This is a genomic window from Flagellimonas sediminis (assembly GCF_010500845.1).
Classification (GTDB): domain Bacteria; phylum Bacteroidota; class Bacteroidia; order Flavobacteriales; family Flavobacteriaceae; genus Flagellimonas; species Flagellimonas sediminis.
In genome coordinates this window covers 451,632-469,325 of sequence record NZ_JAAAMI010000002.1, presented here as the reverse complement: position 1 = coordinate 469,325, position 17,694 = coordinate 451,632, and the positions used below count along the sequence as shown (strand labels likewise).

Below are 17,694 nucleotides of genomic sequence, written 5' to 3'. Positions count from 1 at the left end.
GTTTTCAATAAACAATTATCAATATTCTTAAACTAGGTTGAGCATTTTTTCGGTAGCCTTGATGGCGGATACTGTTTGGTCGGAATCCAATCCACGGGTGGTGAAATCCTTGTCCTTGGTCTGCCATGTGATCACGGTTTCACAAAGGGCGTCAGAGGTGCTGCCAGGGGGAATCCGAACAGCGTAATCCACCAATTTGGGAAGCTCACGGTTTTCTTTTTTGTATACTTTTTTCAAAGCGTTGATAAAAGCATCGAACTGCCCATCACCTTGGGAACTTTCCTCGTATAGTTTTCCTTCAATTTCGATGGAAAGGGTAGTGGAGGGTTTCAACCCCTTGGAATGGGTTAGCACGTAAGACTTCACGAATACTTTTTGGTGATATTGGCTGCTGTCCAATACATCGGAGATGATATAAGGGAGGTCGTCTTTGGTGACACGTTCCTTTTTGTCGCCAAGTTCAATGATACGCTCAGTTACCTTTTTAAGCTCCTCATCGTTCAAGGTCAATCCCAACTCCTGTAAATTCTTTTGAATGTTCGCCTTGCCAGAGGTTTTGCCCAAGGCATATTTGCGTTTCCTGCCAAAACGCTCCGGCAACAAATCATTAAAGTAAAGATTCTTTTTGCTATCTCCATCTGCATGTATTCCAGCAGTTTGTGTAAAAACGTTGTCGCCAACGATTGGTTTGTTGTCAGGGATGCCAAAACCGGTAAAAGCCGATACCAATTTACTCACTTTATAAAGTGAGGATTCCTTTACCCCGATGGTGATTTCAGGTAAAAAATCATTGATTACGGCAACCACACTGGCCAATGGGGCATTCCCCGCACGTTCACCCATCCCATTCACGGTAAGGTGCAGACCATGAGCCCCAGCTTTCAGTGCTTCCATGACGTTGGCCACACTCAGGTCGTAATCATTATGTCCATGAAAATCGAAGTGCGTGTTAGGGTAGCGCGCAATAATTTCCTTGAAAAAGGCTCCGGTTTCCGTATGGGTAAGAATACCAAGGGTGTCAGGCAATAAAATACGTTTGATGGGCTGTTGGGTCAAAAAATCCAGAAACTGCATCACGTATTCCTTGGAGTTGCGCATGCCGTTGCTCCAATCTTCCAAATACACATTGGTATCGATGCCCAATTGTTTCCCTTTGGAAATGACTTCCGCTATTTCGCTGAAATGTTGTTCCGGAGTTTTTTTGAGCTGATGGGTTAGATGGTTTAACGAACCTTTGGTCAACAAATTCTGCACCTTGGCACCGGCCTCTTGCATCCATTTTAACGACACGCCACCATCCACAAAGGTCAATACCTCCACTTTGGATAAATACCCTTCGGAAGCCGTCCATTCCGTAATACTCTTTACCGCTTTCATTTCCCCTTCGGATACACGTGCCGAAGCCACTTCGATGCGGTCTACCTTGAGTTCTTCCAAAAGGAGTTTGGCCAAGGTGAGTTTTTCGGAAGCCGAAAAAGAAACCCCAGAGGTTTGTTCACCATCCCGAAGAGTGGTGTCCATGATTTCAACGGTGCGTTTTTTCATTCTCGTGCCTTGTTCTGAAGGTCAGATTAAAGTGGTGTGTTCTCCGCAAAGGTTTGGATGCCTTCTTTGATGTTCAACAGGTAGTCGATATCATCGAAACCATTGAGCATATTGCCTTTTTTGTAATCGTTGATGTCGAAGCTTTCCTTTTCTCCAGTAGCCAAGATGGTGATGGTCTGCTCAGGTAGGTTGACTTCCAATTCGGTGTTGGGATCCGCTTCGATGGCTTTGAATATTTGGTCCAAAAATTCTGGAGTCACCTGAACGGGCAAAACGCCCACATTCAAACAGTTGTTACGGAAGATATCCGCAAAGAAACTCGACACCACACATCGGAATCCGTAATCGTAAACGGCCCAAGCGGCATGCTCACGGGAAGATCCAGAACCAAAGTTTTTACCACCCACTAGAATTTTTCCACTGTAGATAGGGTTGTTCAATACAAAATGCTCTTTTGGAGTGCCATCGGAGTTATATCGCCAGTCGCGGAACAGGTTGTCCCCAAAACCTTTTCTTTCCGTTGCTTTTAGAAAACGTGCGGGTATGATTTGATCGGTATCCACATTTTCTATCGGCATGGGTACCGCTGAACTTTTTAATATGCTGAATTTATCGTATGCCATGTTGTTTCAATTTTCAGTTGTCAATTATCAATTAGCAATGTCTTTCTATGTTGATTGCTAATTGTAAATTGTTTATTGCTATGCGTAGATTTCTTCCATGAGTTCCCTTGGGTCGGTAACTTTTCCGGTCACGGCCGCCGCCGCCGCTACTAAAGGGCTGGCCAATAAGGTTCTGGCACCTGGTCCTTGTCTTCCTTCAAAGTTTCGGTTGGAAGTACTTACCGCGTATTTCCCGGCAGGAACTTTGTCATCGTTCATGGCCAAACAGGCCGAACATCCGGGTTCACGTAATTCAAATCCCGCATCTTGTAGAATATCCAAAATGCCTTCTTCCTTGATGGCCTCTTCCACTTGATGGGAGCCAGGAACCAACCAAGCCGTTACATTGTCCGCTTTTTTCCTTCCTTTTACGATGGAGGCGAAAGCCCTGAAATCCTCGATCCTACCATTGGTACAGCTTCCCAAAAATACAAAGTCGATGGGTTTGCCGATCATAGCTTCACCTTCGTGGAACGCCATATATTCCAATGATTTTTTATAGGTAGCTACGCCGCCCTCCACGGCCTCGGCCAAAGGAATGTCATTTTTGATGCCCATTCCCATACCTGGATTGGTTCCGTAAGTGATCATGGGTTCTATTTCGTTGGCAGTGAAGGTCAATTCCTTATCAAAAACGGCATCGCTGTCAGAATACAAGGTTTTCCAATATTCCATAGCTTTGTCCCAATCGGCACCTTTAGGGGTGTATTCACGACCTTTGATGTACTCGAAAGTCTTTTCATCTGGGGCAATCATACCGCCACGGGCACCCATTTCTATACTGAGGTTACAAACGGTCATCCTACCTTCCATGGACATGTTCTTGAACACATCACCGGCATACTCCACAAAATAACCGGTTGCCCCAGAAGTGGTCAATTTGGAAATGATGAACAACGCCACATCTTTTGGGGTTACGGCCTTGTTGAGGCCCCCGTTGATGTTGATACGCATTTTCTTGGGTTTCGGCTGCATGATACATTGGGTGGACAATACCATTTCCACCTCACTGGTCCCGATACCGAAGGCAATGGCACCAAAAGCACCATGGGTAGAGGTGTGGGAATCACCACACACAATGGTAGCCCCAGGAACGGTGATACCATTCTCTGGACCTATCACGTGTACAATACCATTTTTCTTATGTCCAAGACCCCAATAAGGAATATTGTAGGCCGTTGCATTCTCCTCCAAAGCTTTCAATTGGTTGGCGGACAATGGATCTTGAACGGGTAAATGTTGATTTATGGTTGGCGTGTTGTGATCCGCAGTGGCGAAAGTGCGCTCTGGGTACAATACTTTAATGCCTCGGTTCTTCAACCCGAGAAAAGCCACGGGACTCGTAACTTCGTGGACCAAATGCCTGTCAATGAACAGTACATCCGGACCATTATCAATATGCTGAACTACATGGGAATCCCATACTTTATCAAAAAGTGTTTTGCTCATGGTAACAATCAAATTATGTAAGCCTACAAAGTTAAAATTTGAATGAAAATGTGTTTAACGGAACAGGGTAAAATTACGATGTTCAACATCAAATTTAAAGGACATTACCATAATCCAACAAATTAACTGCCGAATGAAAGAATAACATAACCTTTAAAATAACCCATTGAATTTTAAATGCATGGGAAGTTTTTAACAAAGCTCTAACGCGGGAGTATCCATAAGCTTTTTACATTGGGAGGAAATATCAAAAAACAAGGAACAACTACATCAAAAACGAACTAATGATGAAAAATTACACCACAATGAGGGCAACTTTCTTGGTTGCCACACTATTTCTGTGCAGAACGGTTTCAGCTCAATTCGATTTTTTACCTCAGGGAAGTCAGAAAGCCGAAGTATCACAAAGAATAGGAAATACGGATTTGACTCTCGAGTACTCCCGACCCAGTGTAAATGGCAGAAAGGTATGGGGCGCGCTTGTTCCCTACGGAATGAACAATTTAGGCTTTGGAACGGCTACCGAATCTCCTTGGAGAGCCGGAGCCAATGAAAACACCATATTCAAAACCACGCACGATGTCAGTGTTGAAGGCAAGAATCTTCCGGCCGGGGAATACGGATTACACATGATAGTCAACGAAGATAATACCGCTACGATTATCTTCTCCAAAAATCATGGGGCTTGGGGAAGTTTTTTCTATGACCCTTCGGAAGATGCTCTCCGTGTAGATGTCAACACCAATGATACCCCTCATGTTGAGCAACTGACCTATTCGTTTGACAATGTAATGCCGAATTCCACAATAGCATCTCTAAAATGGGAGAAAAAACAGATTCCGTTCAAGATTGAAACGGATGTGACCAAAAACGTTTTGGCCGAAATCCGACAGCAGTTACAGACTTCACCCGGATTCAACCGACAGAGTTGGGAGCAAGCGGCCAGTTTTTCGCTGAACAATGGCGGAGATTTGGATGAAGCATTGAGTTGGATCAATGCAGCCATCGAGGGACAGTTTTTCAGTGAAAAGAATTTCAATAATCTGAGTATCAAATCCCAGATTCTGGAAAAACAGGGTAAATCCTTGGAGGCCAAGACAGTAATGGATGAGGCCCTGCCCCTTGGAACTGTTTTTGAAGTACATGCCTACGGAAGACAACTTATAGCCCAAGGCAAGAAAGATGCTGCCCTTGAAGTTTTTAAATGGAATGCCAAAAAGCACAAGGGAACCTGGCCAGTGGATTTTGGTTTGGCGAGAGGTTATTCGGCAGTCGGAAATTACAAAATGGCACTGAAACATCTAAAAATCGCAGCAGGAAGAGCACCTGACCAAGCCAATCGTAATGCGATTGCCTCCTATTTTCCAAAATTGGAACAAGGCGAGGATATCAATTAAAAAAGTTGAACGAAAAATAAAAGCCCAGTTTTTTACTGGGCTTTCAACTAATATAATTCCAGATGGTTTTGTTGGCCATCATTTTGGTAAATGCCCTCAGAACAGGTGCATTTTCCTCTTTTTCCAATCTGGGGTCGTTTTTCAACAATTGTATGGCATGATACCGAGCAGTCTGTAAAATTTGGTTGTCCTTTACAATGTCCGCGATCTTCAAGGCCAACAGTCCACTTTGTTGCGTGCCCATCAAATCGCCTGGCCCTCGCAGCTTTAGGTCCACTTCGGCAATCTCAAACCCATCGTTGGTGCTGGTCATGGTCTGCAAACGCGTTTTGGCATCTTCGGACAATTTGTGGCCTGTCATCAAAATACAAAAACTTTGTTCGGCACCTCGGCCCACACGCCCACGAAGCTGGTGCAATTGGGAAAGCCCGAAGCGTTCCGCACTTTCAATGATCATCACCGAAGCATTGGGAACGTTAACCCCAACCTCGATGACCGTTGTGGCTACCATGATGTGGGTTTCACCTTTTACGAAACGTTCCATTTCGTAGTCCTTATCTGCCGCTTTCATCTGGCCGTGAACAATGGAAATTTGATACTCCGGTTGCGGAAAATCCCTAGCGATACTTTCATATCCGTCCATCAAATCTTTGTAATCCATGGCTTCCGATTCTTGGATCAAGGGATACACGATATACACCTGCCGTCCTTTTTTGATTTCATCTTTTAAAAATCCAAAAACTTTTAAACGATTGTTATCAAAGCGATGGACTGTGGTCACGGGTTTTCGACCCGGTGGGAGTTCATCGATTACGGAAACATCCAAATCCCCATACAGACTCATGGCCAGCGTTCGGGGAATAGGCGTTGCCGTCATCACCAAAATGTGTGGAGGCGTATCGTTTTTATGCCACAATTTGGAACGCTGTGCCACCCCGAAGCGGTGTTGCTCGTCCACAATGGCCAACCCAAGGTTTTTGAACTGGACTTTATCCTCCAAAACAGCATGGGTGCCCACCAAAATGTTCAGGTTCCCATTTTCCAATTGGTTGTGCAATAAGGTCCGCTCCGATTTTTTTGTGGAACCCGTCAACAAGGCAATCTTGATGTCCATTTGCCCCAAAAGTTCCTTGAGTCCGTTGTAATGCTGGGTGGCCAAGATTTCCGTGGGGGCCATCAAGCAAGCTTGGAATCCGTTGTCGATGGCCAACAGCATACACATCAGGGCCACGATGGTCTTCCCTGATCCCACATCGCCCTGCAGCAAGCGGTTCATTTGAGCATTGCTGCCCAAATCGTTGCGGATTTCCTTGATCACGCGCTTTTGGGCTTCCGTGAGTTCAAAGGGGAGATGGTTTTGAAAGAACGTGGTGAAATTTTCACCCACATTTTCAAATGGCAGCCCCTTGATCTTTTGTTTGCGGAGCATTTTTTTGGAAATCAATTGCATCTGCACAAAAAACAGTTCTTCAAATTTTAATCGGAACTGTGCCCGCGCCAACAACTCTTGATTTTTTGGAAAATGGATGTTCAGCAAGGCTTCCGTTTTGGAGATCAACCGAAGTTCGTCCAAAATAGTAGGGGACAACGACTCGGGAAACAGCCCCCTGGATTCTAAAAAAAGTTGCTGCACCATTTTGGAGACAACCTTATTGGTGATGCCCTTCGCACTCAATTTTTCTGTGGAAGGATAGATGGGTTGCATGGCAATTTTCAGGCCTTGTTGATGATGGTGCAAGAGTTCCATTTCGGGGTGGGGCATGGAAAAAGTGCTGCCGTATTGTGAAACCCGACCGAACACCACATAGGGTTCGTTGATTTTTAAATTTTCTTTGATCCATTTGTGTCCACGGAACCAAACGAGTTCCATTTGCCCGGTTTCATCCACAAAAGTGGCCACCAAACGTTTGCCGCGCTTTTGTTCCACCATTTTAAGGTGGATGATTTTCCCTACTACCTGTACATCGGCACCACTGGGCTGCAATTGGTTGATCTTGTAATAACTGGTGCGGTCCAAATAGCGATTGGGAAAGAGATGGAGCAGGTCCCTGTAGGTTTCTATACCCAGTTCGGCCTTTAGAACATCGGCCCGGTTGGGACCGACACCTTTGAGATAGGCAATGGGAGTTTGTAGAAAATTGGGATTCATCGAACTAAAATATGTAATTTGGAAGGACTTTTGATGGGATGATCGTATGAAGCTGAACCCGATTCTTATTTTTTTCCTATTTGTGCACCTCTTGAACGCCCAGGTTCAGGACAAGGTGGATTTTATCCATGCCAAACCATTTTTTTATGTGGATGTTGATAGTCTGAAAATAAAGGGGTCAGTAGAATATACATTTGATGTCATTTCACAACTTGACACTTTTTTTCTGGATGCACAAAATATGAAAATCTTTAATGTAGAACTGAATGGAAAAAAGGTGCGTCATTTTTATGACAATAAAAAGCTGGTAGTTCACAAAAAACTAAAACCTTCCAGGAACAATAAGCTATATATCTACTATGAAACTTCTCCTAAACAGACGGTTTATTTTTTGGGATGTAATGACAATATAAAAGGAAATGAACAAATCTGGACCCAAGGTCAAGGGAAATATACCAGCTATTGGCTACCCAGTTTAGATGACATGACCGAAAAAGTAGAGTTTGATATCATAATAGCCGCTCCTAGGAAGTATAAGGTGATTTCAAATGGGAAGCTAGATAGAAGTTTTAATAGTATTCGGGATTCCAAACATTGGTTTTTCGAAATGAAGCAACCCATGAGCAGTTATTTGGTCGGTTTTGCCATTGGGGATTTTGATAAAAAAGAGCTCAAATCTTCATCCGGAGTGCCCATTGAACTGTATTACGAACCCAAGGACAGCTTAAAAGTGGAGCCCACGTATCGTTACACCCAACATATTTTTGATTTTTTGGAGAAGGAAATCGGCGTGCCTTATCCGTGGCAGAATTACAAACAAGTCCCTGTTCAGGATTTTTTATATGCGGGTATGGAAAACACTACCTGCACCATTTTTTCCAACCAATACGTGATTGATTCAACAGCCTTTGTGGATAAAAATTACGTGAATGTGAATGCCCATGAACTGGCCCATCAATGGTTTGGAGATCTTGTCACCGAAACCAGCAGCGAGCACCATTGGTTGCACGAAGGGTTTGCCACGTTTTATGCCTATTTGGCGGAAAAGGACATTTTTGGGGATGATTATTTTTATTGGCATTTGCTCGAAACGGCCAGTGCCTTGGAAAATTTATCGGAAGATGACCAAGGCGAGGCCCTAAGGAATTCAGGGGCGGGAAGTCTGACCTTTTATGAGAAAGGCGCTTGGGCCTTGGTGATGCTTCAGGATAAATTGGGAGAGGCCAATTTTAAGAAAGGAATCCAGAATTATCTAAATAAATACGCATATGAAAATGTGACCATTCCCGATTTTATGGCGGAGATGGAGGCTGTTTCCGGCATGGGACTTTCCAATTTTGAATCTATTTGGTTACACGATTCTGATTTTCCGTTTGAAAGTGTGCAAACCTTTTTGATGGAGAAAAATGCTTCTATCAAACAGTATTTTGAGATTAAAAACGAAGTAGAAAACAATCCTACCAAAACGGAAACGATATTGGCAAACGCTTGGGACTCCTTCACCTCATCCCAACTGAAACAAAACCTCATTTTGGATTATGGCAAGAGCCTATCGCCCTTATTTTTGGAAAAGGTATTGAAGGAAGATGATTTAAAAGTGCGGCAAGCTGTCATTTTATCCTTGGACAAAGTGCCAGAAGAATTGCAAAGTTCAGCAGAAGAGCTGTTGACGGATGCCAGTTATACCACGGTGGAATCAGCCTTGTACAAACTTTGGTCTGATTTTCCCGAGGGCAGGGGCCGTTATCTTGATAAAACGCAGTCCGTCATCGGGTTTCCCAATAAAAATATTCGATTGTTATGGTTAACGTTGGCTCTTGTAACCCCCGAATATCGTTCCGACTTAAAACCTGCTTATTTGGAGGAATTGAGTAATTATACCGGTGCGGAATATCATTTTGAAACACGGTTAATGGCTTTTGAATATTTGAAAAGTATCGGCGGGTTCAATGATGAGTCACTCAAAAATTTGATAGAGGCCTGTAGCCATCATGTTTGGCATTTTAAAAAATCGGCACGTAATATTTTGAATGAAATTTTAAAGCAAGAAGGCGGTCTGGCAAGGGTTAAGTCCTTATATCCTTTGCTAAATCAAGAAGAAAAGCAATATTTGGACAAAACTTTGAGTGAATGAGGGCATTGGTCATTTCTGGTGGGGGCAGTAAAGGAGCTTTTGCAGGTGGGGTGGCCCAATTCCTGATCCAGGAAGCCCAACATAAGTATGACCTTTTTGTGGGAACGTCCACAGGGAGTCTTTTGATTTCCCATCTGGCGTTGAACAAATTGGATAAGATCAAAGAAATCTATTCCTCGGTGAACCAAGACAGTATTTTTAACAACTGTCCTTTCATCATCAAGAAAAAACATGGGGTAGAGATTATTGCCATCAACCACTGGAATGTGGTGAAAAACTTTATCCGAGGTAAAAAGACCTTTGGCGAAAGCGAGAACCTCAGAAAATTGATTCGGGATTCCATTACTATAGAGGAATTTGAAGAATTGAAGGAGAGTGACACCGATGTGGTGGTCACGGTTTCCAACCTTTCCCTAAACCAAGTGGAATACAAGTCCATCAATGATTGTACCTATGATGAGTTTTGTGATTGGATTTGGATTTCTTCCAACTATACGCCCTTTATGAGTTTGGTTAAAAAGAATGGCTGCGAGTATGCCGATGGGGGTTTGGGCAGTCTGGTACCCATAGAGGAAGCCCTACAGCGTGGGGCAACCGAGGTGGATGTGGTGGTACTCCATACCGAAGTGAACCACTTGAACCGTATGTCGTCCAAAAACCCGTTCGACCTGATTACCACCATTTTCAGTTTTATGTTGGACAGGATCGAAAACCAAAATGTACGTATTGGCAAATTGGTAGCGAACCAAAAGGACGCCATCATCAATTTCTATTACACACCCACGGTTTTAACAACCAACTCGTTGATTTTCAATAAAGAACGAATGACATTATGGTGGAAACGCGGTTACCTCTATGCCAAGAACAAGAATGAGGAAACCAGTCCGATCAGTCCCGAAATGCAGGAATAGGTCAATCCCAAAGTTCGCTCACTTCTTTTTTTACAAACGCCAAAGCGGTCTGTGAAGGGGATTGCTTTTCCATGGTTTGGTTGAGGATGTCTTCCCTCAACTTGTCCGGGGAATCCGTTTGGCTCATACCAGCACTACGAATGATCTGGATTGTGGCATTTTTAGCCGTTTTGATAATGTTCCAGCATTCATCCGTCATGTAGATCTGTTGGGATAGGTTATGCTCAAACTCCGTTTCTATCTGTTGTATGAGTAGGTTCTCGTAATCGCTTTTACTTTTGGTTTTTGGCGCCACCCTTACCACAAGGCTGTTCAACGCGATTCGTTCCAAGAAAAGGGCCATGCGCTCATAGGCTTGCAAACGGACGGGCAGCGTATCCTTTTGGGAATCTTTATGCAATAGAAAACGGCGTCTGCCATCTTCATTTCGGGTATGCAATCTAAAAAAGTAAAAGGCAACCGCCCCGGTTACAACTGCAGGCATTAAATAGGCAAATAGCTGAAGGATTTGATCTCCACTCATAGGATAGTTTGGTTTTTGATTTTACTTTACCAAGAACGAACCAAAATCCTAAAAAGTATGTGTAGCCAATGGGTTATTGACTCGCTTTGGCACTTTCCTTGGCCTTGGCATAAAATCCTTTGTAGTCAGGCTGCAATTTTATGTTGATGCCTTCTTTAAAATTACCGTCTTTGGCAGTAATGGCAATACGTGTTGCTGGGATTTCCAAGGTTTCCACCAATTCTTTGGCTACAGCAGCAGCTTGGTCATAAGTTGGGCCAAATTCGCCTGTCATGTTCAATCCTTCTACTTCTGCCTTGAAGTTGGGGTTCGCCTTGATCACTTTGGAAACATTGGCCAACCATGCTTTGCCTTCCTCTGTTAATTTGGAAGAAGTGTCAGAACCGAAAAGATTGTTCAAACTGTTCGAAATGGAAATTACACCTTCTCCTACGGCTACATTGGCATTTTCACCCAAGGTTTGTTTTATGCGGGTCAAGGATACAATGGCCGTGGAGTCGTTGGCGGAGATCATGTCGTTTACACCGCTAAGTTGCTTTTCTTTGCGGGCAAGTGCGGCCATGGCTTTGTTCACATTCTCCGAGTTTTGTTTGGATAGTTCAGAGAAATTACTCAAGTTGCCCAATAGGGTGGCATTGGCGTCGCGAAGTCCGGCATTTTCAGTATCCAAGGTTTCCGCTTTGGCATTGGCCGATGAAATTTCGCGCTTGGCTTTGGCCAAATCTTGTTCCACCTCGGAAATTTTGGTCTTCAAACTTTCAATTTCCGCAATAAGGTCGCTTTTCTTTTGGGAAAACGCAGTGGTAGCTATGCTTAGGAACAGTATAAGGGGTAAATGTCTTCTCATAAGTAATGACTTGTTCGTTAAAATATTCAGGGCTAAATTATAATGTTTTTTCCAATGATGGGCGTCCGCCTAAGTGAACACAATCATAAAGTTTTTGCATGGAGGTAAAATCCACCTCTTCTTTTTGGTATTTGAACACGGACCTTAAATTACTGCTAAGGTAGTCATCATCTACATTTACTTGAATGTCTTCCATATGAAATTGGCATGGATGCTCATACCCGGCCGCATGCGTAATCTCCAGTAATTCTTTACGATACGTCTTGAAATATTGGGCCAACCTGTCCGATTTCAGAGGCACGTTGATACCTTTTTGCAGCCATTTGTTCTGTGTTGCCACACCGGAAGGACATCTGTTGGTGTGGCAAACCTGCGCTTGGATACAACCAATGCTCATCATGGCCTCCCTGGCCACATTGATGCAATCCGCGCCCATGGCAAAGGCCATGGCCCCTTTGGCGGGAAATCCCAACTTTCCACTTCCAATAAATACAATACGGTTGGTTAATCCACGGTCCAAAAAGAGTTTGTAAACCGATGAGAAACCATAGGTCCATGGCAGTGAAACGTGGTCCGCAAAGCTAGGAGGTGCTGCTCCAGTTCCGCCCTCGCCACCATCAATGGTGATGAAATCAGGTCCTTTTCCCGATTTGATCATCAGGTCGGCGAGTTCTTCCCATTGGTCCAATTTACCAATGGCTCCTTTAATGCCCACGGGCAATCCGGTTTCATTGGCTATGGACTCAATAAGTTGCATGAGCTCTGAGATATTTTTGAAGGCTTTATGGGTAGGAGGGGAGATGACATCTTTTCCAACCTCAACACCTCGAATCTCGGCCAGCTCATGTGTTATCTTGGAGCCAGGCAGCACGCCACCTTTGCCCGGTTTGGCTCCTTGCGATAATTTGATTTCAATGGCTTTGATGCACGGGTTTTCATCCACCAAAATCTTCATTTTTTCCATGGAGAAATTACCATCCTTGCTACGTACCCCGAAATATCCAGTGCCAAAATGAAATATGACATCACCACCTTTTTTGTGGTAGGGTGAAAGTCCACCTTCACCCGTATTATGGTAGGCATGGCATTTTTCCACGCCTTGGTTGAGCGATTCAATGGCCGCGGCGGATAAAGATCCAAAACTCATCGCTGAAACATTGATGATGGATGCAGGGCGATATGGTTTCTTCCGTTTGTTATAGGCGCCCATGACCTTGGCACAGGGCACAAAATAGGGGTCTTTGATGTTTGGGTGCTGTTCGGGAACCTGATACCCGATCATTGCATTCTTTACAAAAATGTGCTGGTGCTTGTAAATGTCGCGATCGGTCCCAAATCCTTCGTAATTGTTTTCTTTTTTGGCAGAAGCGTAGATCCAGCTTCTTTCAATTCGGTTAAAAGGAAGCTCTTCACGGTTGTTGGCCACAAAATATTGGCGCATTTCCGGTCCGATACTTTCCAGCCAGTAACGCAAATGCCCCACAATGGGAAAATTATGGCTGATGGTATGAGCTTTTTGGAAAAAGATATCGCGGATGGCAACGATTAAAAGAAAGATGAGAATCCAGCCCCACCATGTGATGTCGCCTAAAAAATCAAGAATTGGGTCCATGTTTTAAAATTCAGGTACGTTACAAATATCAAGCCCCAATGTCCAAATTCCAAATAAAGGAAGACATTGGGGCCCGATTTAAATTTTGAGTTAGGTTTTATTTGCTTCTATCCAAATAATCCAAAGCAATTTCCGTCATGGACTTAACACCCAGTAACAACCCACTATCATCGATCTTGAAATCAGGTGTATGGTGTGGGTAATATTCCCCTGGCCCGGCATTTGGATCTTTTCCGCCCAAAATGAAAAAGAAACCTGGAATTTTTTCTTGATAGAAAGAGAAGTCCTCGGCTCCAGTCACCGCTTTGATCAAGTGTACATTTTCTGCACCGGCCATTTGTTGTAGGCTGGGTAGGGACTTTTCGGTGAGATCTACATCATTATAGGTGATTGGAACGCCTTTGGCAATTTCCACGGTCGCTTCAGCGCGATAGGCTTTTGCGATATCCTGTGCCATTTCGATCATACGTTGGTTCAACTGTTTTTGCATATCGTAATCCAAAGTTCGAATGGTTCCTACAAGCTCGGCACTTTCAGGAATGATGTTGTTTCTAACCCCACCACTGATCTTGCCCACGGTGATTACGGCCGCTTCCTTGGTCAATTCCATTTCACGGCTGATGATCGATTGATAACCATCTACAATTTTGGAAGCCACATAAATGGGGTCGATTCCAGCCCACGGAGCCGAACCGTGTGTTTGTTTTCCTTTGATGGTCACCACAAAACGTTGTGCAGCGGCCAAAGCCCCTCCTGGTTTATAGGCAATTTGCCCCACAGGAAGGTAAGAGCCAATGTGTAGTCCGTAAATGGCATCCACCTTTGGGTTATCCAGTACGCCTTCTTTTACCATCAATTCGGCACCACCTTCCTCTCCGGGAGGAGCACCCTCTTCCGCGGGTTGGAAGATGAATTTTATGGTGCCTCGGATTTTATCCGTGTTCTTGGAAAGTACTTCGGCAACACCCATCAAAATAGCGATGTGGGTATCGTGTCCACAAGCGTGCATTACACCAACTTCCTGACCCAAATACTCGGATTTCACATTGGATTTGAAAGGAAGATCGTTTCGTTCAATAACGGGCAGGGCATCAATATCGGCACGAAGTGCAACCACTTTACCTGGTTTCTTTCCCTTTAACAACCCGACCACACCGGTATGGGCAACACCTGTTTGCACTTCAATGCCTAGTGATTTTAGGTGTGCTGCAATTTTTTCTGCTGTTTGGAACTCCCTGTTACTCAATTCAGGATGTTCATGAATGTCGCGTCTCCATTCAATTACCTTGGATTCAACGGCGGCAATGTCTTTTTCCAACCCGTGCTGGGCATAGATGGTTAAGCTTGCACAAAAAAGGGCAAGCGGTAAAATGTTCTTCATCATGTTGGTTTATAATTTAATTGGACGGTATCCTTGGTTTTGCAATTGAATGTTGGCGGTCATGGCGGAAAGGGCAATTTTCACCCCTGGAATCAAATCCTCCTTGGGAAAATTCCTTGCCATGGAAGATTGCCCACAATAAATGATTTCGACCCCGGCATCAAGCAAAGCTTGCACCATACCAGAATTTGGGTTGGCAACCCCAAACCGAGCCTTGTAGGCTTCATCATGGGTGATGTCCTTGGAAGCCGCGTTGTGTACGATCACGGCAACCTTTAATTGGGATACAGGTATGCCGGCTTGAGCGTGAAGGTTCAGGAACCGGGCAGCCGTTTCCAATTTCTGGTTCAGCATAGTATGGGATTCCGGGCTGTCCATAACATCGAACACTACCTTGAATTCTTGTGACATGTCGGTTTTAAAATCGGGGTTTTCAATTTTGAAAACCGGGCCATAATCAGCAATGACAGGGCCAGTACTTTTCTCTTGTGAAATTCCTAAAAAACCAAAAAGAAAAAGGAGGAATAGGGGAAAATGGTGAAAATTCATCAGCAATATAAGTTGAGGCCCTAAATATATTTAAAAATGTATTGATTTTCGATGCCAGTGTTTATAAAAATTGAAAGTATGATTTTAGCATCAGTCCATTATTGGCTAATTTCACCCCTACTTTTTAAAGATTTGACCTGTTGAGTACTTTTTTGGATGAATTGAACGATGCGCAACGTGCCCCTGTACTGCACAAGGATGGACCATTGATGGTAATTGCTGGAGCGGGCTCGGGAAAGACCCGTGTATTGACCTACCGTATAGCCCATTTGATGGAGCAGGGAGTAGACTCCTTTAACATCTTGGCCTTGACCTTTACCAACAAAGCGGCACGTGAAATGAAGAAGCGGATTGCCTCCATTGTGGGGAATTCGGAGGCCAAGAATCTTTGGATGGGGACCTTTCACTCCGTATTTGCCAAATTGTTGCGTTTTGATGGCGATAAATTGGGCTTCCCCAGCAATTTTACCATTTATGACACGCAGGATTCCCAACGGTTGATCGCTTCCATCATCAAGGAAATGGGGCTTGACAAGGATATTTATAAATACAAGCAGATCCAAAACCGCATATCATCCTACAAGAACAGTTTGATCACCGTTAAGGCCTATTTTCAAAACCCGGAGTTGGTAGAGGCGGATGCCATGGCCAAGCGTCCACGAATGGGCGAAATCTATCAAAATTATGTAGATCGTTGTTTTAAGGCCGGTGCTATGGATTTTGATGACTTATTGCTTCGGACAAACGAACTTTTAACACGTTTCCCGGAAGTTTTGATGAAGTACCAGGATAGGTTCCGCTATATTTTGGTGGACGAGTACCAAGATACCAACCATTCCCAATACTTGATCGTAAAGGCGTTGAGCGACCGTTATCAGAACATCTGCGTGGTAGGGGACGATGCCCAGAGTATCTATTCCTTCCGAGGGGCGAACATCAGCAATATCCTCAATTTTCAAAGGGATTATGATGATGTGGCCGTGTACCGCTTGGAGCAGAACTATCGCTCTACCAAGAATATCGTGAATGCGGCCAATTCCATCATCGCCAATAATAAAAACCAGCTTGAAAAAAATGTCTGGACTTCCAATGACGATGGCGGGCTGATCAAGATTCACCGCAGCCCCACCGATGCGGAAGAGGGTAGATATGTGGCGGGTTCCATTTTTGAGAACAAGATGCAACACCAGATGCAGAACGGGGATTTTGCCGTACTGTATCGTACCAACTCGCAATCCAGGGCCATTGAGGATGCTTTGCGCAAGCGTGATATTCCCTATCGTATTTATGGTGGACTTTCCTTCTATCAAAGAAAGGAAATCAAGGATGTGCTGGCCTATCTGCGCATGGTCATCAACCCAAAAGATGAGGAGGCCTTAAAGCGAGTCATCAATTTTCCGGCAAGGGGCATTGGGCAGAGTACCATCGACAAGTTAATCGTGGCCGCCAATCAGTATGGCCGTTCCATTTTTGAGGTGATGGAACATTTGGACAAGCTCAACCTGAGTATCAATGCTGGCACCAAGCGAAAATTGGAAGATTTTGTAACGATGATCAAGAGCTTCCAGATCATGAACGAAAGTTCGAATGCTTTCACCCTAGCGGAGCATGTGGCCAAAAAGACCGGGGTCTTGCTAGAATTTAAAAAAGATGGTACTCCCGAAGGCATTGCCCGTATGGAGAACATTGAGGAACTTTTGAACGGCATAAAGGATTTTGTGGAAGGTCAGAAAGAATTGGCCGATGCCACGGGCAGCCTTACTGAGTTTTTGGAAGATGTGGCCTTGGCCACCGATATGGACAAAGAGGTAGGGGATGACGACCGTGTGGCCCTCATGACCATTCACTTGGCCAAGGGATTGGAATTTCCGTTCGTATATGTGGTGGGCATGGAAGAGGATCTGTTTCCTTCTGCCATGAGCATGAACACACGCAGCGAACTGGAAGAAGAGCGCAGGTTGTTCTATGTAGCTTTGACCCGGGCAGAAAAGCAGGCCTATCTTACGTATACCCAAAATAGATATCGATGGGGCAAACTTATTGATGCTGAACCTAGTAGGTTTTTGGAAGAGATCGATGAAAAGTATGTGGACAATCTAGTGCCCGTCAATGACGGGTATCGATACAAGTCCATGATTAATGCCGATATCTTTGGAGAGGTGGACAAGAGCAAGCTACGCCAAATTAAACCGATTAACGGGACCCCTCCAAGTGTTCAAGGTCCCAATGAGAACCAGCTCAGAAAGTTGAGAAAGTTAAAACCGGATCTTGGCTCCCCCGCGGAGAACACCAATACGGTCGACCCAGGCTTGGCAGTAGGTGTCCTAGTAAACCACACCCGATTTGGTAGGGGAAAGGTGCTCAGCATTGAAGGTGCAGGAAACGATAGAAAGGCGGAAATCCATTTTGATAATGGCGGCATCAAAAAACTGCTTCTTCGTTTCGCCAAATTGGAAGTGCTGGATAACGCATAAAATAAATATCAGGGTATTTCTACGTTTTTCTGTTGATCAACGCTCGGTTGTGTTGTCAATG

At 44.3% G+C, this 17,694-nt stretch carries 13 protein-coding genes; 4 read left to right on the top strand and 9 right to left on the bottom strand.

From position 1 onward, the window contains the following. Positions 1–27 precede the first annotated feature (27 nt). The 3 genes from GTK07_RS06720 to leuC form a co-directional block, all read right to left on the bottom strand. Positions 28–1,545, bottom strand: a complete 1,518-nt coding sequence (locus GTK07_RS06720; RefSeq protein ID WP_163634306.1) for an alpha-isopropylmalate synthase regulatory domain-containing protein — start codon at positions 1,543–1,545, stop codon at positions 28–30. A gap of 26 nt (positions 1,546–1,571) precedes the next feature. Beyond that, the gene (gene leuD, locus GTK07_RS06715; protein ID WP_163634304.1) at positions 1,572–2,168 is read right to left on the bottom strand and encodes a 3-isopropylmalate dehydratase small subunit; all 597 of its coding nucleotides are present in this window, start codon (positions 2,166–2,168) and stop codon (positions 1,572–1,574) included. Positions 2,169–2,246: 78 nt separating this feature from the next. Further along, positions 2,247–3,656 (bottom strand): 3-isopropylmalate dehydratase large subunit, encoded by a 1,410-nt coding sequence (gene leuC, locus GTK07_RS06710; protein WP_163634302.1) that lies wholly within the window; start codon positions 3,654–3,656, stop codon positions 2,247–2,249. A 284-nt stretch (positions 3,657–3,940) separates the two neighbouring features. Here leuC and GTK07_RS06705 point away from each other — a divergent pair, with 284 nt between their 5' ends. Then, a complete protein-coding gene (locus GTK07_RS06705; protein ID WP_203583748.1) occupies positions 3,941–5,053 on the top strand; it encodes a DUF2911 domain-containing protein in 1,113 nt (370 codons plus the stop codon). 43 nt (positions 5,054–5,096) lie between these two features. Here GTK07_RS06705 and recG read toward each other — a convergent pair whose 3' ends face one another. After that, positions 5,097–7,202: an ATP-dependent DNA helicase RecG gene (gene recG / locus GTK07_RS06700; RefSeq protein ID WP_163634300.1), complete on the bottom strand. Its 2,106-nt coding sequence runs from the start codon at positions 7,200–7,202 to the stop codon at positions 5,097–5,099. Between the two features lie 46 nt (positions 7,203–7,248). On the opposite strand from recG, the gene GTK07_RS06695 reads away from it, so the two are divergent. Beyond that, the gene (locus GTK07_RS06695) at positions 7,249–9,336 is read left to right on the top strand and encodes a M1 family metallopeptidase (protein WP_163634298.1); all 2,088 of its coding nucleotides are present in this window, start codon (positions 7,249–7,251) and stop codon (positions 9,334–9,336) included. Next, on the top strand, positions 9,333–10,247 hold the full coding sequence (locus GTK07_RS06690; RefSeq protein ID WP_163634296.1) for a patatin-like phospholipase family protein: 915 nt from the start codon (positions 9,333–9,335) through the stop codon (positions 10,245–10,247). The genes GTK07_RS06695 and GTK07_RS06690 overlap by 4 nt, the downstream gene beginning before the upstream one ends. A gap of 1 nt (position 10,248) precedes the next feature. On the opposite strand, the gene GTK07_RS06685 is transcribed toward GTK07_RS06690, so the two are convergent. The 5 genes from GTK07_RS06685 to GTK07_RS06665 all read right to left on the bottom strand — a co-directional run bounded on the left by GTK07_RS06685 (position 10,249) and on the right by GTK07_RS06665 (position 15,159). Then, the gene (locus tag GTK07_RS06685) at positions 10,249–10,770 is read right to left on the bottom strand and encodes a DUF7935 family protein (RefSeq protein WP_163634294.1); all 522 of its coding nucleotides are present in this window, start codon (positions 10,768–10,770) and stop codon (positions 10,249–10,251) included. Positions 10,771–10,843: 73 nt separating this feature from the next. After that, complete coding sequence (locus GTK07_RS06680) at positions 10,844–11,617, bottom strand: hypothetical protein (RefSeq protein WP_163634292.1); 774 nt, start codon at positions 11,615–11,617, stop codon at positions 10,844–10,846. Positions 11,618–11,654: 37 nt separating this feature from the next. Continuing rightward, positions 11,655–13,229, bottom strand: a complete 1,575-nt coding sequence (locus GTK07_RS06675; RefSeq protein ID WP_163634290.1) for an FMN-binding glutamate synthase family protein — start codon at positions 13,227–13,229, stop codon at positions 11,655–11,657. 97 nt (positions 13,230–13,326) lie between these two features. After that, positions 13,327–14,610, bottom strand: a complete 1,284-nt coding sequence (locus GTK07_RS06670; RefSeq protein WP_163634438.1) for an amidohydrolase — start codon at positions 14,608–14,610, stop codon at positions 13,327–13,329. 9 nt (positions 14,611–14,619) lie between these two features. Further along, positions 14,620–15,159 carry a DsrE family protein gene (locus GTK07_RS06665; protein ID WP_163634288.1) on the bottom strand — a complete coding sequence of 180 codons (540 nt, stop codon included), beginning with the start codon at positions 15,157–15,159 and terminating at the stop codon, positions 14,620–14,622. 140 nt (positions 15,160–15,299) lie between these two features. Between GTK07_RS06665 and GTK07_RS06660 the strand changes: the two genes are divergently transcribed. Continuing rightward, positions 15,300–17,633, top strand: a complete 2,334-nt coding sequence (locus GTK07_RS06660) for an ATP-dependent helicase (RefSeq protein WP_163634286.1) — start codon at positions 15,300–15,302, stop codon at positions 17,631–17,633. Positions 17,634–17,694 lie beyond the last annotated feature (61 nt).